Genomic DNA, 19,271 nt, shown 5'->3' on the forward strand with positions numbered 1-19,271 from the left:
AATCAATTCGGAGTTCTGGTGTCACCACCACGTGACACCAGGACTCCGAATTGTTGTGCCTGCTACCTCGCTGCGAGGGCCGCGTCGATGTAGTCGGCCAGGGAGCGGTTGTCGGTGGCGGTCATCCAGCGGCGGTAGGCGTATTCGACGACGGCCAGCACCGTCACCACCAGCACGCCGGGACGCAGGTCGTCATCGGCGTCGACGCCGAGGCGGTGCGCGGCGATCTCGATCAGCCGGCCGCGGTCGTCGTCGGCGATGAGGGTGATGCGGTCGAGGATGCCCGGGACGCCCGCGATCACCTCCCGCCACTGCGACGGGCCGTCGGCGCCGGTGGCTGCCTGGTCGCGGATCGCCTCGATCAGGTCGTGCTCGGGGGTCGACGTGGTGTGCGCCGCGAAGCGCTCGACGATCGCGGCGCTGCTGGCGCGGACCGGCCGCAGTAGTAGGTCTTCCTTGGTGGGGACGTGCCGGTAGTAGATGCTGGCCGAGACGCCCGCGGCCGCGGCGATCTCGTCGGTGGTGACCTCGTCGTATCCGCGCTCGGAGAACAGGGTCAGCGCCGCGGTGTCGATGGCATGGCGCACCGCTTCGCGCTGTGATTCCCTTGACGACGCCCGCCGGTATCTGCACGATCTCGCCGGCGACGTGGTGGCCCCGGGGCGGATCGATGCCTACATCGACCATGGCGCACAGGCACTTCGGGCGCTGTGCGGATGGGCGCCGCTCGACCTGATGTGGGTGAAGGGCTACTCCGACTACCTTCCGGAGCGGCCCGGTGGCAGGGCTGCGGGACGGTCGGTGGAGCCCCGGCCGTTCGACGTGCGCCGCCTTGGCGACGACTACGCCACGATGGAGCCGTTCTACACCAGGACACCGCTGAATGTGATTGTGCACCAGGGGGATTACAAGTGGCTGAGCACGGGGATGCGGCATTGGCGGGGGCCGCAGCGGATGCTGAAGGTCGGTGCGCGCACCATGATCGCGAAGGCGCGGGGCCGCAGGCTCGTCGGGATGGGCAGTGCGCTGGTGGGTGCGCTCATGGTGGGGGTGCGTGAGGCCGGAGTCGACGTTCGGCTTGGTTGCGGCGTAGCCGATTTCGTCGTCGAGACTGCCGGTGGCCGCGACCGGGTTACAGGGGTCCTGCTCGATGACGGGTCGACGGTGCGTGCCGCACACGGCGTGGTCGTCTGCAGCGGGGGATTCGACCATAATCATGTGCTGCGCAAGCGGTTTCATCGCGCACCGGCGGGCCCGGACCTGTCGCTGGGCGCGGCGTCGAACACCGGGGAGCCGATCGTCGCCGCCGGCGCGATCGGTGCCGCCACCGACCTCATGGACGACGCCTGGTGGGCGCCGTCGATCCCGCTGCCCAACGGCCCGTGGTTCGCGCTCGCCGAACGGTCGCTGCCGCGCAGCATCGTCGTCAACGATCGCGGAGTGCGGTTCATGAACGAGTCGCTGCCCTACGTGGAGGCCACCCACGCGATGTTCGGCGGACCGTACGGCAGCGGCGACGGGCCCGCCGAGAATCTGCCGGCGTGGCTGATCTTCGACCAGGGGTACCGCGACCGCTACATGTTCGCCGGACGCACCGCACGATCACCACTGCCCCGGCGCTGGTTCGACGACGGGTACCTGATCCGTGCCGAGTCGATCACCCAATTGGCGCAACGGCTTTCACTGCCGGATGGTGCCTTGGAGAGCACGATCGAACGCTTCAACGACGCCGCGCGCAGCGGTGTCGACGGCGAGTTCGGCCGTCGCGAGTCGGCGTACGACCGCTACTACGGCGACATCACCAACAAGCCGAACCCGAGCCTCGGTGAACTCGGCAAACCACCCTTCTACGCGGCGCCGATCGTGCCCGCCGACCTGGGAACCAAGGGTGGCATCGTCACCGACGAACGGGCGCGGGCGTTGCGCGCCGACGGGTCGGTCATCGACGGGCTGTACGCGGCGGGCAACGCGTCGTCGGCGGTGATGGGCCACACCTACGCCGGTCCCGGCGCGACCATCGGTCCGGCGCTGGTCTTCGGCGACCTCGCCGCCCGCGACATCGCTGTCAGGTGCGGGGGCCGATGAAGGCGCTCAGCTCGTCGAGGGCCTCGCGGGAAGCGCTGCCGCCGAACATCTGGAAGACGTGGCCCTGACCGGGCCAGCTCTGCAGCGTCACGTCGGCACCGGCGGCGGCCAGCATGTCGTGGGCGGCGCGGGCGTCGGCGGTCATCACCTCGATGCCGCCGTGCTGGATGAGCGTCGGCGGCAGCGCGTCGCCGGGGGAGAGCACCACCCGCATGCGCGGATGGTCGGCGGCGGCGTTGCCGGTGTACAGGCGCAGGAACTTGCGGCCGCTGGTGGCCTCGATGAACGGATCGCGGGAGTCACCGGTGCGCTGGTGGGCGCGGGCGAGGGCGAACGTCGGGTCGTACAGCGGCGACAGCAGCGCCACCCCGCCCGGCTGTGGGGTGCCGGTGCGCTGGTTGTGGCCGAGCAGGTCGAGTGCCAGATGTCCGCCCGCCGAGTCGCCGGCGACGACGATCTGCTCCGGCGCGAAACCCTGGTCGAGCAGCCACAGGTAGCCACGGATGGTGTCGTCGCCGGCGGCGGGCCAGCGGTGGCGGGGCGCGAGGCGGTAGTCGAGGCTGAACACCGCCCGTCCGGTGCGGTTGGACAGCCGCGCCGTCAGGCCGCGGTGAGTGCGGGTGGAGCAGACGACGTAGCCGCTGCCGTGCAGGTAGTAGATGATCGGCTGATCAGGACGCACGTGCCCGACACCGGACCGCCCGCCGATCACCCATTCGCCCCGCACCTGCTCTGACCTCGATGGATAGTCGAGGGTGCGGATGGTCTGCCGGACCTGCCGGGTGCGGGTGCCCGCCGGCACCTTGCTGGCCGAGGCGAGCAGGCGGTTGAGGCCCGGGCGGCTCGCCTGGACCATCGTCGCCACCACGGGCGGCGGGAGCAGGGCGGTGGTCCTCATGACCGGCGCCGACGTCGTCGACACGAACCGTTCGACATGACGCCGGGAGCGTGACCGGGGGGAACGGGCGGTGCCGGGCAGGACCGGGGACGCGGGAGCGTCGGCGGCCGTGCGGGGCGCGGGTGCTGAACTCACGATTGCCGACGGTAAGCGATCGGCGCGCCCGGCGACAGCGGTTCCCGGACACGATTCGGCAGCATTGCTGAGAACTGCTTGTGACATGGCGTTAACTGGGCAAACCTCCCAGCGATCACCCGTTTGTGGTAGCCGGATTTCCAAACCGGGTACGCAGCATGAGAAAATAGCCGACGATGCTTCTTGAGCCCCGGCATCCACACAGCCCTGTGGTGGCTGCCGGCGGGCAAGAATGTGGGTCAGCAACGGCGCTGACCGGGTCAGCAACGGCGCTGACGAACCGGATACTTGCTCCAACCGCGCGTCGGAGAGCCTGGCAGCCCCAGGCGGCGCAGAGTCGGTGAGAACGGTCCACCGATGCCTCGCGGCACAACCGCACATACGGTCTATCGGTGGCCGCACGCGGAGTGTTTCCGGAGTCCCCAATCGTTCTGTGAGCACAGTCGACCGTCCTGTGAGCACAGTCGACACTGTGTACTCGGTGCGCCGGCGATGCCGCGCACGAAGTGAGGCCGATATGAAGCACGCTCCGGGCCCCGTGGGCCTGTATGACCCTGCCAACGAGCACGACTCCTGTGGTGTCGCGTTCGTCGTCGACATGTACGGGCGACGCAGCCGCGACATCGTCGACAAGGCGATCATGGCGCTGGTCAACCTCGAACATCGCGGCGCGGCGGGAGCCGAACCGAACACCGGCGACGGCGCGGGCATCATGATCCAGGTCCCGGACCGCTTCCTGCGCGAGACCGCCGGCTTCGAACTGCCCGCCGAGGGCGCCTACGCCACCGGCATCGCCTTCCTGCCGCAGGGCTCCGAGGATGCCCGCCTGGCCTGCGAGGGTGTCGAGAAGATCGTCGAATCCGAGGGGCTGCGGCTGCTCGGCTGGCGCGAGGTGCCGGTCGACGACTCGTCGATCGGTGCGCTCGCCCGCGACGCCATGCCCACCTTCCGGCAGCTGTTCATCGCCCTGGGCGACGGCGCTCCCGCCGACGAGGACGGCATGGAGCTCGAGCGCCGCGCGTTCGTCGTGCGCAAGCGCGTGCAGTACGAACTCGGCGAGAAGGGCGCCGGCCAGGACGGCCCCGGCCGCGAGACCGTGTACTTCCCGAGCCTGTCGGGCAAGACCTTCGTCTACAAAGGCATGCTGACCACCCCGCAGCTGCGCGAGTTCTACCTCGACCTGCAGGACGACCGCCTCGAATCGGCGCTGGGCCTGGTGCACTCCCGGTTCTCCACCAACACCTTCCCTTCGTGGCCGCTGGCGCACCCGTTCCGGCGCGTCGCCCACAACGGTGAGATCAACACCGTGACCGGCAACGAGAACTGGATGCGGGCCCGCGAGGCGCTCATCGACACCAGCGCGTTCGGCCCGGATGCTGCCGAGAAGATCTTCCCGGCCTGCACCCCCGGCGCCTCGGACACCGCCCGCTTCGACGAGGTGCTCGAACTGCTGCACCTCGGTGGCCGCAGCCTGCCGCACGCGGTGCTGATGATGATCCCGGAGGCGTGGGAACGCCACGAGACCATGAAACCCGAGCACAAGGCGTTCTACCGCTACCACGCCTCACTGATGGAGCCGTGGGACGGCCCGGCGTCGGTGTGCTTCACCGACGGCAACGTCGTCGGCGCCGTCCTCGACCGCAACGGTCTGCGCCCGAGCCGCATCTGGGTGACCAAGGACGGTCTCGTCGTGATGGCCTCCGAGGTCGGCGTGCTCGACGTCGACCACGCCGACGTGGTGCAGAAGCTGCGACTGCAGCCGGGCCGCATGTTCCTGGTGGACACCAAGGCCGGCCGCATCGTCGACGACGAGGAGATCAAGGACGAACTGGCCGCCCAGCACCCGTACCAGCAGTGGCTCGACGAGGGCCTGCTGACGCTCGACGACCTCAAGAGCCGCCCGCACGAGCACATGCCGCACCACCGCGTGAACCTGCGCCAGCTCGTGTTCGGGTACACCAACGAAGAACTGAACCTGCTGGTCGCGCCGATGGCCAAGTCGGGTGCCGAGGCCATCGGCTCGATGGGCACCGACACCCCGATCGCGGTGCTGTCGTCGCGGCCCCGGATGCTGTTCGACTACTTCCAGCAGCTGTTCGCGCAGGTCACCAACCCGCCGCTGGACGCGATCCGGGAGGAGATCGTCACCAGCGTCGGCGCCACCATCGGTTCCGAGGCCGACCTGCTCAGCCCGGACGCCGGATCGTGCCGCCGGATCGTGCTGCCGATGCCGGTCCTCGACAACGACGCCCTCGCCAAGCTGGTGCGGATCGAAGAGGACAACGATCTGCCGCATCTGCGGAGCCGGCAGATTCACGGCCTGTACCCGGTCGCCGACGGCGGCGAGGGCCTGCGTAAGGCGCTCGACGAGGTGCGCGCCAAGGTCAGCGCCGCCATCGACGAGGGCATCTCGATCATCGTGCTGTCCGACCGTGAGTCCGACGAGACCCGCGCGCCGATCCCGTCGCTGCTGCTGACCGCCGCCGTGCACCACCACCTGGTGCGCGAACGCAAACGCAGCCGCGTCGGCCTGATCGTCGAATCCGGCGATTGCCGCGAGGTGCACCACGTGGCCGCGCTCGTCGGTTTCGGTGCAGCCGCGGTCAACCCGTACATGGCCTTCGAGTCGATCGAGGACATGATCGAACGCGGCGCCATCACCGGCATCGACTTCGACACCGCGCGCGCCAACTACATCAAGTCCGCGTCCAAGGGCGTGCTCAAGGTGATGAGCAAGATGGGTATCTCCACCCTCGCCTCGTACACCGGCGCCCAGCTGTTCCAGGTGATCGGCATCGGCCAGGAGACCGTCGACGAGTTCTTCACCGGCCTCAACAGCCAGCTCGACGGCATCGGCCTCGACGACATCGCCGCCGACGTCGCCGCCCGGCACGAACTGGCGTTCACCGACCGTCCCACCGAACTCGCGCACCGCGAACTGCCCGTCGGCGGCGAATACCAATGGCGCCGCGAGGGCGAGTACCACCTGTTCAACCCGGATACGGTGTTCAAGCTGCAGCACTCCACCCGCACCGGCCAGTACTCGGTGTTCAAGGAGTACACCAAGATGGTCGACGACCAGACCGCGCGCCTGGGCACCCTGCGCGGCCTGTTCGACTTCAACTTCGGTGACCGCGACCCGATCCCGATCGACAAGGTCGAGCCCGCGTCGGAGATCGTGAAGCGATTCTCCACCGGCGCCATGAGTTTCGGCTCCATCTCCGCCGAAGCCCATGAGACCCTTGCGATCGCGATGAACCGTCTCGGCGGCCGGTCGAACTCCGGTGAGGGCGGCGAGGATCCGCGTCGTTTCCACCACGACGAGAACGGCGACTGGCGCCGGTCGGCGATCAAGCAGGTCGCGTCGGGCCGGTTCGGTGTCACCGCGCACTACCTGTCCAACTGCACCGACATCCAGATCAAGATGGCCCAGGGTGCGAAACCCGGTGAGGGCGGCCAGCTGCCGCCGCACAAGGTGTACCCGTGGGTGGCCGAGGTGCGTGGCTCGACGCCGGGCGTCGGCCTGATCTCGCCGCCGCCGCACCACGACATCTACTCGATCGAGGATCTGGCGCAGCTGATCCACGACCTGAAGAACGCCAATCCCCAAGCGCGCGTTCACGTCAAGCTCGTCTCCGAGCTCGGTGTGGGCACCGTCGCCGCGGGTGTGTCGAAGGCGCACGCCGACGTGGTGCTCATCTCCGGGCACGACGGCGGCACCGGTGCCTCCCCGCTCACCTCGCTCAAGCACGCGGGTGCGCCGTGGGAGATCGGTCTGGCCGAAACCCAGCAGACGTTGCTGCTCAACGGTCTTCGTGACCGCATCGTCGTGCAGGTGGACGGTCAGCTCAAGACCGGCCGCGACGTGGTGATCGCCGCGCTGCTCGGCGGCGAGGAGTTCGGTTTCGCCACCGCACCGCTGGTGGTGTCGGGCTGCATCATGATGCGGGTGTGCCACCTCGACACCTGCCCCGTCGGTGTGGCCACCCAGAACCCGCTGCTGCGTGAGCGCTTCGCCGGCAAGCCCGAGTTCGTGGAGAACTTCTTCCTGTTCATCGCCGAGGAGGTCCGCGAACTGCTGGCCCGCCTCGGATTCCGGACACTGCAGGAGGCCGTCGGTCACGCCGAGGCCCTCGACACCCGGAAGGCGCTGGCGCACTGGAGTTCGGCCAAGGCCGGCAAGCTGGACCTGTCGGCGATCCTGGCGCAGCCGGAGTCGCCGTTCATGAACCAGGACTTCTACTGCTCCGGCAAGCAGGACCACGGCCTGGAGAAGGCGCTCGATCAGCAGCTGATCGCCGCCTGCCGCGACGCCATCGACTCGGGCAAGCCGGTGGAGTACACCACCACCATCACCAACGTGAACCGCACCGTCGGCACCATGCTCGGCCACGAGGTCACCAAGGTGTATGGGGCGCACGGACTTCCCGACGACACCATCAAGATCGGGCTGACCGGTTCGGCCGGCAACAGCTTCGGCGCGTTCGTGCCCAAGGGTGTGACGCTGCGCCTCGAAGGTGACGCCAACGACTTCGTCGGCAAGGGCCTCTCGGGTGGACACATCGTGGTCCGCCCCGCCCACAACGCCCCCGACGGCTTCGTTGCCGAGCAGAACATCATCGCCGGCAACGTGATCGGGTTCGGCGCCACCGGCGGCAAGATCTTCCTGCGCGGCGTCGTCGGCGAACGTTTCTGCGTCCGCAACTCCGGCGCGACCACCGTCGTCGAAGGCATCGGCGACCACGGCTGTGAATACATGACCGGTGGCCGGGTGATCGTGCTCGGCGACACGGGCCGCAACTTCGCGGCCGGTATGTCCGGCGGCATCGCGTACCTGTACGACCCCGAGCGCAAACTCGAAGGCACGGAAGGTCGCCCCGGCAACCTGAACCCCGAGCTCGTCGACGTCGAGGCGCTCGACGTGGAGGATGTGCGGTTCGTCTCCGACATCGTGCGTGAGCACCTGGCGGAAACCGATTCACCTGTCGCGAAGGCGATCCTGGATGACTGGGACAACACCCAGAAGGACTTCGTCAAGGTGATGCCCCGCGACTTCAAGCGGGTGCTCCTGGCAATCGAGGCCGCCGAGACGAGCGGCCGGGACGTGAACGAAGCGATCATGGAGGCGGCTCGTGGCTGATCCCAGAGGTTTTCTCAACCACACCGAGCGGGAACTGCCGGACCGTCGTCCGGTCGACCTGCGGCTGATGGACTGGAAAGAGGTGTACACCGAGTTCGACAAGGGGCACCTCAAGACGCAGGCCAGCCGCTGCATGGACTGCGGTATCCCGTTCTGCCACAACGGCTGCCCGCTGGGGAACCTGATCCCCGAGTGGAATGACCTGGTGTACAAGGATCGTTGGCGCGACGGCATCGAACGCCTGCACGCCACCAACAACTTTCCCGAATTCACCGGCCGGCTGTGCCCGGCGCCGTGCGAGGCCTCGTGCGTGCTCGGCATCAACCAGCCCGCCGTGACCATCAAGCAGGTCGAGGTCGAACTCATCGAGAACGCCTTCGACGAGGGCTGGGTCGCGCCGGTGATGCCGACGGTCAAAACCGGCAAGAACGTCGCCGTGATCGGCTCGGGGCCGGCCGGTCTGGCCGCCGCCCAGCAGCTGACCCGCGCCGGGCACGGGGTGACCGTGTTCGAGCGGGCCGACCGCATCGGCGGCCTGCTGCGCTACGGCATCCCTGAGTTCAAGATGGAGAAACGCTTCATCGACCGGCGTCTGGAACAGATGCGGATCGAGGGCACCGAGTTCCGGACGAACGTCAACGTCGGTGTCGACGTGACCGTGGACGAGCTGCGTGAGGACTTCGACGCCGTCGTCCTGGCCGTCGGCTCCACCATCGGCCGCGACCTGCCGATCCCGGGCCGCGAACTCGACGGCATCCACCAGGCGATGGAGTTCCTGCCGCAGGCCAACCGCGTGCAGCACGGCGACACCGTCCCCGGGCAGATCGTCGCCACCGGCAAGAAGGTCATCATCATCGGTGGCGGTGACACCGGCGCCGACTGTCTCGGCACCTCGCTGCGGCAGGGCGCCGAGAGCGTGCACCAGTTCGAGATCATGCCGCGCCCGCCGATGGAGCGTGCCGGGTCCACCCCGTGGCCGACCTACCCGCTCATGTACCGGGTGTCCTCGGCGCACGAGGAGGGCGGCGACCGCGTGTTCTCGGTGAACACCGAGGAATTCGTGGGCGAGAACGGCAAGGTCACCGCGCTCAAGGCGCACGAGGTGACGATGGTCGGTGGCCGGTTCGAGAAGGTCGAAGGCTCCGACTTCACCCTCGAGGCCGATCTGGTCCTGCTGGCGATGGGCTTCGTCGGTCCCGAGCGTGAGGATCTGCTCGACAAGCTCGGTGTCGGATACGGCGACCGCGGCGTGATCGCCCGTGACGGCGACTTCGCGTCGACCGTTCCCGGTGTGTTCGTCGCCGGTGACGCCGGACGCGGCCAGTCGCTGATCGTGTGGGCCATCGCCGAGGGCCGCGCCGCGGCCGCCGGCGTCGACAAGTTCCTCGAGGGCCACACGGTGCTGCCGGTGCCGATCTACCCCACGCAGGTCGCCCAGCGCTGAGGTTGCTCACCAGCCGAATTGCCGGTGCCCGCAACAACTCTCGACGAGAGTTGTTGCGGGCACTGTCGTTTGGGGGGTGGCCTTGGTGGTGGTTGTGTCAGGTGACGCCGGGCTCCCAATGGGTTACGGGATCACAGGATGCGGCGGTCGCCGAAATCCAGGGCGCCGCCCGCGTACACCTTGCCGCCGGCGATGACCGGGGCGCCGGGGGTCTTGTCCGTCGACGGGACACGCAGCTGCCACTTCGGGCTCGAACCGCCCTGCCCGTAGACCAGCAGTTCCTGCGAACCGGCGCCGCCGTTGGCGGGCACCGACAGCATCGCGAAGGAGGTGCCGTCACCGCCGAGAGGTACTCCGGCCTGACCGCTCTTGGGGGGCACGTAGATCGGGCCGCCGGATCCGTCGGAGACGTTGAACCACTCGAACTCGTTGGCCGAGGATCTGAGCACGATCGTCTCCCCGATGCCCTGAACGGAATCGGCGGACGCCGACTGATAGTTCTCCTCCCACAGCTTCTTTCCCGAGGAAGGATCGAAAGCGGCGATGCGTCGGTCGTCGTCGTTGACCAGGATCGGTACCGCGGGGACCGACGGCGGGATCACGCCGCCGGTGGGTATCGTCGGCAGGGTCCACTCGCCCGACAGGTCGGCGGTGATGTTGCCGGTGCTGTCGTAGAAGGTGAACTGTGCCGGGTCGGACGAATTGTCGGCGGGCTTGCGGACCACGAAACCGTTCCGGAACGGCTGCCATGTCTGGTCGGTGGAGTTCTCGGTGAAACCGACGATGGTTTCGCCGGTGGCGATCCCGCGCAGGGTGGTGGCGGTTCCCTCCGTGAGGTTGATGACGGGGGACCCGTTGACCGGCGGGTACGACGAGCGCACCGTGACCCCGGTGAGCGAGAAGTTCTTGCCCTTGGCCGAACCCGAGTACACCGCGTCGGAGTCGACGAGCACGTAGTCGTTGCCGGTCACCGCGTAGTCGGAACCCTGGGCGTCGGCCTTGGCCACTGTGCCCCGTCCGAGGTCGACGACATAGGGCTGCGGGTCGCCCGACTCCGACGCCCAGCAGACGACGGTTGCCGAATCATCGTCGCCGAGCGGTTGGCAGCCGGTGATCGTCAGGCTCTTGTCGCTGAGGGTCACGGTGCGTTCGGTGGTGCCGTCTGCGGCATTGAGGACGCTGAGAACCGTTGCACCGGAATCGATCTTGCTTGCCGCGATGGCGTATTCGCTGGTGCCGCCGACGATCCCGATGTCCTCCTGGTAGTTGTCGGAGAGGACCTTCGGCTTCCAGGTCCAGAGTGGTTCGCTGCGTGCAGATTTCAGGTTGGGTGTAGCCGAGGTTCCCGACGAGTCGTCGCCGGATGACAGCGCCCATGTGACGATGCCCGCCACCAGGACCACCGCCAGCACCACGGCGCCGATCAGCAGTCCCTTGCGGCTGCGGCGCCGACCGTCGGTCGCAGGTTGGGTGGCGGCCGGTCCGGACCACGGCGTGGCGAGATCGCCGGACAGTGAGAAACCGTCAGTGCCGGAGAAACCGTCCTGGGTGGTGGGACGGGTGGTGGCAGCGGGCGTCTGGTCCGGGCGCGGGGTGGCCGGGGGCTGGGCTGGTGGCCGTAGTGCCTGGTGTGCCTGGTGCGGAGGCGGTCGATGCCCCGGACCCTGTGGTCCCGAGGGTGGCGGCGTCGGACCCTGGTGGGCCTGCCACCGGGGATCGGGTCGCTGGGGATCTGGGCGCCGGCTCTGCTGTGGCGAGGCGAATCGGGTGGTAGGTGGGGCCGGATCCCGGGTGGTGGGTGGGGCCGAATTATCGGTGGGTCCCGTCCGGTCGAACCGGGCGGTCGTCGGGTCTGCCGGGGGATTGGGGAGGCGCTGGACGGCTCCCGGGTCCTTACGGGTGGTCGCACCGGGGGGCTTGCGCACGGTGGCGGTGCCGCCCAAGGGAGTCTGCCCCAGGGGAGGTCGGGTCGGCGGGGTTCCGCCGGCCGGGGGTGTCGCTGCGCCGGGACCGGGTGCGGCGGAACCAGGTGCGGCGGCGGAATCGGGTGCGGCGGGGGAATCGGGCGCCGGCGGCAGGATCGTCGCCCCCGCCCGACCGGGAGCCGGCGCCCGGGTGTCCAGGGCGGCGGTCAGGGCGGCCGCGAAGCTGCGGCTGTCGGGAAAGCGGTCGTCGCGATTCTTGGCGAGCGCCCGGCTGAACACCGCGTCGACGGCGGGGGGACCCGTCCGGGCGCGCGTTCGGTGGCCACCGGGATGGGATCGCGGACGTGGGAGACGGCGATCGCGGCGACGCTGGCACCGGAGTACAGGTTGGTGCCGGTGAGCAGGGCGAACGCTGTACACGCGAGTGAGTACTGGTCGGCGCGGGCGTCGACGGCGTGGCCCTGGAGCTGTTCGGGGGCGGCGAAGGCGACGGTGCCGAGGGCGATGCCGGTGCCGGTCAGTTTGGTGACCCCGTCGCCGGGGTAGGCAATGCCGAAGTCGGTGAGCTGCGCGCGGCCGTCCTCTTCGAGGAGGATGTTGGCGGGTTTGACGTCGCGGTGGGTGAGGCCGCGCCGGGCGGCGGCGTCGAGGGCGTCGGCGATCTGGGTGATGATGCGGGCGACCTCGGCGGGCGGCAGCGGCTCGCCCCGGGTCGTGTCCGCGGCGACGTGCCGGGTGAGGTCGTGGCCCTCGACGTACTCCAGGGCGATCCAGAGGCGGCCGTCGCTGTCGCCGCGGTCGTGGACGCTGACGATGGACGGGTGCCGCAGTCCGGCGACGACATCGGCCTCGCGTTCGAAGCGGGCGCGGTACTTGGGATCCCCGGACAGATGGGAGGCGAGGACTTTGAGGGCGTCGTAGCGGGGCAGCCGCGGGTGACGGGCCAGGTACACCTCGCCCATGCCACCGGCGCCCAGTTCCCGCTCGATGGTGTAGCCGGCGAACACGTCGCCGGGGCTGAGCCTGCTCACCGGGTGAATCTTAGGTGGTAAACGGGATGTTCCGGGAGTGGTCGGCCTTTCGGACGACGGGTGCCTTGTCCGATGAGGGGACCCGGGCGGTTGGGAACTCGGGCGGTCGGGAACTCAGGCGCTGAGCAGGCGCTGGAGTTCGGCCTGGGTGACGAGGCGCTCGGCCTCCTCGGGGAACATGCGCGCGGTGCGGGATCGCCGGCTCACCCCGAACGGGCGGATCCGTGCGGTGCCACGACCCTGCGGGAACGTTCCTTGCAACGTGGAGGTCAACTTCATGACCGGTCACATCCTCGATTTACTCCGACAACAAGCCAACGCTGAGTACTGTAGCCAACAAATTCACTATCGTGAACTACTGACAGGATCTTGACTTTTCTGTACTCGACAGGTCGGTCCCCCGACACGCGTAGTGTGAATCGATTTTTGCACGGCAGACGTTACCGAATGGTCAGCAAAACACCTCTCCAGTCACATTGGTCCCACCTGTCACAGATGTGGCCAAGGTCATAGGGCTGGGGATGAGAGCCTTCTCACAAAGCTCCGCTTCGGTGAGGTGCCGCCGGACCCTGCTGAGGTTTGGGGAAGTGCAGCGGCTTCGGAATCGGGGGAGTCCGGGATCTCCGGGAGTGCGGGTGCGTGTGTCAGGCCCGGGTGACACGGGCCGACTCGCCGTCGATCGCCACGACGTCACCGACCGCGAGCTGCCGGCCGCGGCGGACCTCCGGCTCACCGTTCACACTCACCAGTCCGTCGGCGAGTACGCCCTTGGCGTCGGCGCCGGACTCGACCAGATTGGCGAGTTTGAGGAATTGCCCCAACCGGATCGAATCGTCGGAGATCGGCACATCGAACATGGTGACCAGTATCGCCGACAGGTCCGGCCACCAGAACTTACCCGCGGGTAGGCACAGCCGTTCTCCGCGCCTATGCTTGTTCGGCATGAGCGATCTCACATTCACCGCCACGGCCGACCTCGTCGACGAGATCGGCGCTGACGTGCGCAGTTGCGACACCCAGTTCACGCAGTACGGGGGCGTCCGCGAGTTCGTCGGGCGCGTGAGCACGGTGCGCTGCTTCCAGGACAACGCGCTGCTCAAGTCGGTCCTCAGCGAACCCAACCCGGGCGGCGTCCTCGTCATCGACGGCGACGCGTCGGTGCACACCGCGCTCGTCGGCGACATCATCGCCGAACTCGGCCGGTCCAACGGCTGGGTCGGCATCATCGCGCACGGCGCCATCCGCGACGCCAAGACCATCGGCGGTATGGAGATCGGCGTCAAGGCGCTCGGCACCAACCCGCGCAAGTCCACCAAGACCGGCGCCGGCGAACGCGACGTGCCGCTGACCATCGGCGGCATCACCTTCAACCCCGGCGACATCGCCTACTCCGACGACGACGGCATCGTCGTGGTCACCCCCGAAAGCGCATAACACCCGTCCACAGAAGGCCCCGCGCAGTCACGTCGCGGGTGAATTGCCACAGGAGGCAACCATCATGGCCAAGCCAACCCCCGAAACCTTCGACCGGCTCCGTGAGCTGGCCGCCATCGACAAGCCCGAGGACCGCGCCACCCGGCCCGTGCTGGAGGCGTTCAGCGGCGCCGAGATGGCCACCATCCCCGTCGGCACCGCCGAGGACCTGCAGACCGCCGTCGACCGCGCCCGCGTCGTCCAGGAGGGCTGGGCGCAGCTCTCCCCGGCCAAGCGCGCCAAGGTGCTCGACGCGTTCGCCGAACTCGTGCACAAGCACGCCGGTGAACTGATGGACATGGCCCAGGCCGAGACCGGCAAGGCCCGCTCGTACGCGCAGGAAGAAGTCCTCGACGTCGCGCTGACCGCCCGCTTCTACGCCCTCAACGGCCCCAAGATGCTCGCCGAGCACAAGGTCAAGGGCATGCTGCCCGGCGCCACCAGCGTCCGCGTGCGGTACCAGCCCAAGGGCGTCGTCGGCGTCATCAGCCCGTGGAACTACCCGCTCACCCTCGCCGTGTCCGACGCCGTCGCCGCCCTCATGGCCGGCAACGCCGTGGTGATCAAACCCGACAGCCAGACCCCCTACTGCGCACTCGCGCTCGCCGAACTGCTGTACCAGGCCGGGCTGCCGCGCGAACTGTACGCGGTGGTGCCAGGACCGGGCGGCGTCGTCGGCCAGGCCATCATGGCCACCACCGACTACGTGATGTTCACCGGATCGTCGGAGACCGGCGCCTCGCTGGCCGAACAGGCCGGCCGCCGCCTGATCAGCTTCTCCGCCGAACTCGGCGGCAAGAACCCGCTGATCCTGACCGCCTCGGCCAACCTCGACGAGGCCGTGCCCGGCGTGGCCCGCGCCTGCTACTCCAACTCGGGGCAGCTGTGCATCTCCATCGAGCGGATCTACGTCGACAAGAAGATTGCCGACGAGTTCACCACTCGCTTCGCCGAGTACGTCAAGAACATGACCCTCGCCGGCACCTACGACTTCAACGCCGACATGGGCTCGCTCGCCTCGGCCGCGCAGGTCGAGACCGCCGAGGCGCACGTGCAGGACGCCGTCGCCAAGGGCGCGACGATCGTGGCCGGCGGCAAGCGGCGCGCCGACCTCGGACCGTTCTTCTTCGAGCCGACCGTCCTGACCGGCGTCACCGAGGAAGCCACCTGCTACGCGGCCGAGACCTTCGGGCCGGTCGTGTCGATCTACCCCGTCGACTCCACCGACGAGGCGATCAAGCGGGCCAACGACACCGAGTACGGCCTCAACGCGAGCGTCTTCGCGGGCAGCAGCTCCGAGGCCAACGCCATCGCCGACCAGCTGCGGGCCGGCACCGTCAACATCAACGAGGGCTACGCCGCCGCCTGGGCGTCGACCGCGGCCCCGATGGGCGGCATGGGCATCTCGGGCGTCGGCCGTCGGCATGGCACCGAGGGGCTGCTCAAGTACTGCGAGTCGCAGACCGTCGCCGAGCAGCGCTTCCTGGGTATCGACCGGGCGCCGTTCGTGCCGCAGAGCCTGTACCGGGCTATCACTCCCACGGCCGTGCGGGCGCTCAAGTACCTGCCCGGGCGGTAGAAACCTCCTGGCTGCGGCCGGATCCGGGCATCGCGCCCGGGTCCGGCCGCGGTGCTTTGGTCAGTCCTGCTGCCGGCGGGCTTTGCTGCGGTAGCGCAGGATCACCGCAACGGTGATCGAGGCGAGCGCCGTGACCGCGGCCGCGACCAGCGGCGTCAGGCGATTGGGGGCCGGGATCTCACCCGCACCCGGGAGGAGCCGGGCGAACGTGGCCTGCCGGGCGTCGTCGTGGGCGACCTCGTCGTCGGCGGGTGCGGGGGTGGCCGGTGCCTCGGGTTCGGGCTCCCGAATCTCGGCGTCCTGGATCTTGGCGTCCTGGATCTTGGCGTCCGGGATCTCGACCGCCGTGGTCCCGGTTGTGGGTTCTGCCGTCTCTGGTTCTGGGGTCACTGCTTCTGGGGTGTCTGCCGGGGCGATGTCCGGGACGTCGATGTCCGGGGTGCGGGAGGCGGTATCTCCCGTGTCGGAGTGGGGGTCGGTCATCGGTGCACGCTCCTCGGGCCGGGTGGGCGGCGCGCACAGCAGCGGCCGCCGATGACCTCGATCCTAGTGCCGAAACCCGCCTCGGGCGCCCCGCCGATCAGTGTCGGCGAAAGTCCGCGGCCGTTATGCCTTGACACCCAGTCGCGCGAGGACGTCGGCGTCGATCGCGCCCAGTTCGGCGTCGATGGAGGCGTGCGCGGAACGGCGCTGCGCCGGCGGCATCGTCTCGGCGGCGTCGACCGCGACCGCCAGATTGTCGAGGCGGGTGCCGATGGCCTCGACGAACGCCCCGGTGTCGGCCGACGGATCCTTGGCCGGAACCTGCTTGAGAGCGGCGCGTGCCGACTCGATGCGAGCGGCCAGGGGAGCGCCGTGCCCGGAGTACTGGGCGAGCAGTTCGGGTGCGACCCCGGCGCGGGTGGCCTTGTACTGATTGAGCTGCTCACGGGCGGCGATCGCGCCGCGATAGGCCAGGGGTGCGACTACGGGCGACACCAGCCGCGCCACGGTCAGGTAGCGCTTGATGTTGGCGGGGGTGACCTTGCGTGCCTTCTCGTCGGCCTTCTGCTTGGCCTCGATCGCCTTGGCCTCGGCGTTGGCGGCCTTGGCCTGCGCCTTCGTGGCGTGCTTGACGTTCTTGCGTTCGGCCTTCAGGCCCTTTTTGTGGAACTTGTGCTCGTCCTTGAGGCTCTTCTTCTGCGCCTTCCGGTGCTCGGAATGCTGTGCCTTCGCCTCAAGCTTGGCCTTGCGTTTGAGGGCCTTGGCGTCCGCCCGCCGCTGCGCACGGGTCTTTCCATCTGACGAGAACAATCCCATCACGGGCCTTTCAGCTGGTTGTTGTCCCGGCGTCCCGGGTGGGCGAACCGTGAGGCCGGGTGACACGCCCCGGCCCCGACTAGATACAAGCATTACATAGGGTCGATGTGAACGAAGGCACGCCGGAACGAGAGGTGGAGTGCGATGCACACCGTGCTGCATCCGAGGGACCTCGCGGGCTGCGAGCATCGGCTGGCGCTCGACAGCGCCGCGAACCGTGAGTCGGCCGCCCTCGCCGCGGCCGGCCAGGGGCCCGACGTCGAACCGGTCGCCGACACACCGTCGGTGGCCCGACGCAAGGCCGCCGCGACCGAGCACCGGCTGCGCGTCCGCGACCTGCTGGCCGGTCTGCACCCCGACACCCTGGACACGGACACCCCGGACACGTTCCGCATCATCGACCCGGAGGCGAGCCGCGCCGAACGCCTCGCCGCGACCCGGCGGGCCTGCGCCGACGGGGTGCCGTGGATCTGGAACGCGACGCTGCCCACCGACCGCGAGCGGGGTCGCCGGGGTGACAGCGAACTCCTCGTCCGCATGCGCCTCGTCGACAGGGAGTGGGTGCAGGACGGGGAGTGGGTGCAGGACGGGGCATCTGTAGCGGGCGGGGATGATGCCGGGGCGGGCTATGTGCCGGTCATCGTCGTCAACCATCGCGTCACCTACCCGGCGCGGAATCAGGCGGGCAACCGCGCGGGGGCGGACAACACCGCCGCCGACGATGCGCCGAAGCTCACCACGAGTCCTCTCGAACGCTGGCGGCCCGCACCCGACCGGACGCGCGCCGCGCGCGGCAACCGCCGCGACCAACTGCGTCTCGCGCAGCTCACCGCGATGCTGATCGACCTCGGACTGGCACCGGCTCCCGCCGAGCCGCTCCCAGCCGAGACTGTCGAGGGGGAAGACCCGGTCGCCGGGGTCGTCCTGCCGGCCGGTGGGTCGCTGCCCGCGGGCGTCATCGGGCTCGACGCGGACTGCATCGTCGTCCTCGACATGGCGCCGCTGCTGCCCGATTACGCCGAGATCTTCGCCCGCAGGCAGGCCGTCGCCGACGGACAGGTGCGTACCGAGCCGCATCGCATCGGCGAATGCAAGGGCTGCATCTGGTGGCCGCGTTGCGAGGCCGAACTGCTGCGCCGCCGCGACGTGAGCCTCGTCGTGCGGGGCGCGCAGGCCGACGCCCTCATCGACGCCGGCATCACCACCGTCGACGAGCTGGCCCGATACACCGGTGACGCGCCCGCGACGTGGCCCGGCGACGGCTTCGACGACGCGGTGATCACCGCTGCCGCCTGGCTCGCTGACGTGCCGCTGATCAGACGGGTCCGCACGCCCGTGATCCACCGCGCCGACATCGAGGTGGACGTCGATATGGAGAGCTTCGGCGAAAGCGGCGCCTACCTGTGGGGCACCCTGCTCACCGACACCGCCGACCCCGGGGTGCCCGTGGTGTATCGGCCGTTCGTCACGTGGACGCCGCTGCCGACCACCGACGAGGCGCGGTCGTTCGCCGAATTCTGGACATGGCTGAACGAGCAGCGGGCGGCTGCGGCCGCCGACGGTAAGACGTTCGCCGCCTACTGCTACTCACAGCACGCCGAGAACCGCTGGCTACTCGGCTCGGCCGACCGGTTCGCCGGGATGCCCGGCATCCCCGCCCGCGCCGAGGTCGAGGCGTTCATCGCCTCCGAGGAGTGGGTCGACGTGTTCGAGGCCGTCGGGGACAACTTCATCAGCCCCGGCGGAAAGGGACTCAAACGGGTCGCACCGATCGCCGGTCACCGCTGGCGCGACCCCGAGGCCGGTGGCGAGGCGTCGATGGACTGGTACGCCGAGGCGGTGGGCCTGACCGGCCGCACGCCCGACCAGGACCAGCGCACCCGGCTGCTCGAATACAACGAGGACGACGTCGTCGCCACCAAGGTGCTGCGGGAATGGATGACCGGTCCGGCCGTCGCCGGCATCCCCTACGCCGATGATCTGAGGCCCGAGGGGGGCTGAGGCCTCAGATCATCGCGGTTGTCAGCCCCCGGCGAGTGCTCGTAGCGAGCTGAGGAACGAGCCGCTGCCTGCCAGCGCCACCGAACCGAGCATCAGCAGCATGCCGGGGCCGAGACCGATGAGGATCTTCTTCAAGCTCGAATCCGACGCCGACGCAGGTGCCGGGGCCGCGGTGTTGTCGGTCGCCGGGCCGGAACCGTCCGAGGGGCTGTCGCCGGACGACGGCCCGCCGCCGTTGCCGCCGGACGCCGCGTTGGCGCC

At 69.1% G+C, this 19,271-nt stretch carries 14 protein-coding genes and 1 pseudogene; 6 read left to right on the forward strand and 9 right to left on the reverse strand.

Translation table 11 applies throughout. The annotated features are described in order from the left end of the window. Positions 1–62: 62 nt before the first annotated feature. Positions 63–587, reverse strand: a complete 525-nt coding sequence (locus GOAMR_RS02465) for a TetR/AcrR family transcriptional regulator (RefSeq protein ID WP_005182331.1) — start codon at positions 585–587, stop codon at positions 63–65. Here GOAMR_RS02465 and GOAMR_RS02470 point away from each other — a divergent pair. Next, positions 574–2,085 (forward strand): FAD-binding protein, encoded by a 1,512-nt coding sequence (locus GOAMR_RS02470; protein WP_005182340.1) that lies wholly within the window; start codon positions 574–576, stop codon positions 2,083–2,085. The two genes, GOAMR_RS02465 and GOAMR_RS02470, sit on opposite strands and share 14 nt — an antisense overlap. Here the strand turns inward: GOAMR_RS02470 and GOAMR_RS02475 are convergent. Then, a complete protein-coding gene (locus GOAMR_RS02475) occupies positions 2,066–3,118 on the reverse strand; it encodes an alpha/beta hydrolase (RefSeq protein WP_050942558.1) in 1,053 nt (350 codons plus the stop codon). The genes GOAMR_RS02470 and GOAMR_RS02475 overlap by 20 nt on opposite strands. Before the next feature lie 517 nt (positions 3,119–3,635). Between GOAMR_RS02475 and gltB the strand changes: the two genes are divergently transcribed. Together gltB and GOAMR_RS02485 are read left to right on the forward strand one after the other, a co-directional pair. Then, positions 3,636–8,258, forward strand: coding sequence for a glutamate synthase large subunit (gene gltB / locus GOAMR_RS02480; protein WP_005182345.1), 4,623 nt, complete (start codon positions 3,636–3,638; stop codon positions 8,256–8,258). Continuing rightward, positions 8,251–9,702, forward strand: a complete 1,452-nt coding sequence (locus GOAMR_RS02485; RefSeq protein WP_005182347.1) for a glutamate synthase subunit beta — start codon at positions 8,251–8,253, stop codon at positions 9,700–9,702. The genes gltB and GOAMR_RS02485 overlap by 8 nt, the downstream gene beginning before the upstream one ends. A gap of 131 nt (positions 9,703–9,833) precedes the next feature. Here GOAMR_RS02485 and GOAMR_RS23440 read toward each other — a convergent pair whose 3' ends face one another. The 4 genes from GOAMR_RS23440 to GOAMR_RS02495 all read right to left on the reverse strand — a co-directional run bounded on the left by GOAMR_RS23440 (position 9,834) and on the right by GOAMR_RS02495 (position 13,515). Continuing rightward, entirely contained in the window at positions 9,834–11,906 is a 2,073-nt protein-coding gene (locus tag GOAMR_RS23440; protein WP_005182350.1) for a hypothetical protein, read from the reverse strand. Next, the gene (locus GOAMR_RS02490) at positions 11,834–12,658 is read right to left on the reverse strand and encodes a serine/threonine-protein kinase (protein WP_005182352.1); all 825 of its coding nucleotides are present in this window, start codon (positions 12,656–12,658) and stop codon (positions 11,834–11,836) included. Before GOAMR_RS02490 ends, GOAMR_RS23440 begins: the two co-directional genes overlap by 73 nt. 114 nt (positions 12,659–12,772) lie before the next feature. Continuing rightward, positions 12,773–12,937, reverse strand: a complete 165-nt coding sequence (locus GOAMR_RS25020) for a hypothetical protein (protein ID WP_005182356.1) — start codon at positions 12,935–12,937, stop codon at positions 12,773–12,775. A 365-nt stretch (positions 12,938–13,302) separates the two neighbouring features. Then, positions 13,303–13,515, reverse strand: coding sequence for an RNA-binding S4 domain-containing protein (locus GOAMR_RS02495; protein WP_040514145.1), 213 nt, complete (start codon positions 13,513–13,515; stop codon positions 13,303–13,305). Between the two features lie 85 nt (positions 13,516–13,600). Here GOAMR_RS02495 and rraA point away from each other — a divergent pair, with 85 nt between their 5' ends. Further along, positions 13,601–14,092, forward strand: a complete 492-nt coding sequence (rraA, locus tag GOAMR_RS02500) for a ribonuclease E activity regulator RraA (RefSeq protein WP_005182358.1) — start codon at positions 13,601–13,603, stop codon at positions 14,090–14,092. A gap of 64 nt (positions 14,093–14,156) precedes the next feature. Beyond that, positions 14,157–15,710, forward strand: coding sequence for a succinic semialdehyde dehydrogenase (locus GOAMR_RS02505; RefSeq protein WP_005182359.1), 1,554 nt, complete (start codon positions 14,157–14,159; stop codon positions 15,708–15,710). A gap of 60 nt (positions 15,711–15,770) precedes the next feature. Here the strand turns inward: GOAMR_RS02505 and GOAMR_RS02510 are convergent, their stop codons facing one another. After that, complete coding sequence (locus GOAMR_RS02510) at positions 15,771–16,193, reverse strand: hypothetical protein (RefSeq protein WP_005182360.1); 423 nt, start codon at positions 16,191–16,193, stop codon at positions 15,771–15,773. 123 nt (positions 16,194–16,316) lie between these two features. Beyond that, positions 16,317–17,009 carry a DUF6474 family protein gene (locus tag GOAMR_RS02515; protein WP_005182361.1) on the reverse strand — a complete coding sequence of 231 codons (693 nt, stop codon included), beginning with the start codon at positions 17,007–17,009 and terminating at the stop codon, positions 16,317–16,319. Positions 17,010–17,153: 144 nt separating this feature from the next. Here GOAMR_RS02515 and GOAMR_RS02520 point away from each other — a divergent pair, with 144 nt between their 5' ends. Beyond that, positions 17,154–19,010: a TM0106 family RecB-like putative nuclease gene (locus GOAMR_RS02520; RefSeq protein WP_005182362.1), complete on the forward strand. Its 1,857-nt coding sequence runs from the start codon at positions 17,154–17,156 to the stop codon at positions 19,008–19,010. A 21-nt stretch (positions 19,011–19,031) separates the two neighbouring features. Here GOAMR_RS02520 and GOAMR_RS02525 read toward each other — a convergent pair. Continuing rightward, positions 19,032–19,271, reverse strand: a pseudogene (locus GOAMR_RS02525) (hypothetical protein); the annotation flags it as partial.

Origin of the sequence: Gordonia amarae NBRC 15530 (assembly GCF_000241345.1) — a bacterium.
GTDB lineage: Bacteria > Actinomycetota > Actinomycetes > Mycobacteriales > Mycobacteriaceae > Gordonia > Gordonia amarae.

Bases quoted from the DNA above. Each gene is read 5' to 3' on its own strand.
- GOAMR_RS02470 (WP_005182340.1), top strand. From the start codon at position 574: ATGGCATGGCGCACCGCTTCGCGCTGTGATTCCCTTGACGACGCCCGC.
- gltB (WP_005182345.1), top strand. From the start codon at position 3,636: ATGAAGCACGCTCCGGGCCCCGTGGGCCTGTATGACCCTGCCAACGAG.
- GOAMR_RS25020 (WP_005182356.1), bottom strand. From the start codon at position 12,937: ATGAAGTTGACCTCCACGTTGCAAGGAACGTTCCCGCAGGGTCGTGGC.
- GOAMR_RS02495 (WP_040514145.1), bottom strand. From the start codon at position 13,515: ATGTTCGATGTGCCGATCTCCGACGATTCGATCCGGTTGGGGCAATTC.
- rraA (WP_005182358.1), top strand. From the start codon at position 13,601: ATGAGCGATCTCACATTCACCGCCACGGCCGACCTCGTCGACGAGATC.
- GOAMR_RS02505 (WP_005182359.1), top strand. From the start codon at position 14,157: ATGGCCAAGCCAACCCCCGAAACCTTCGACCGGCTCCGTGAGCTGGCC.
- GOAMR_RS02510 (WP_005182360.1), bottom strand. From the start codon at position 16,193: ATGACCGACCCCCACTCCGACACGGGAGATACCGCCTCCCGCACCCCG.
- GOAMR_RS02515 (WP_005182361.1), bottom strand. From the start codon at position 17,009: ATGGGATTGTTCTCGTCAGATGGAAAGACCCGTGCGCAGCGGCGGGCG.
- GOAMR_RS02520 (WP_005182362.1), top strand. From the start codon at position 17,154: ATGCACACCGTGCTGCATCCGAGGGACCTCGCGGGCTGCGAGCATCGG.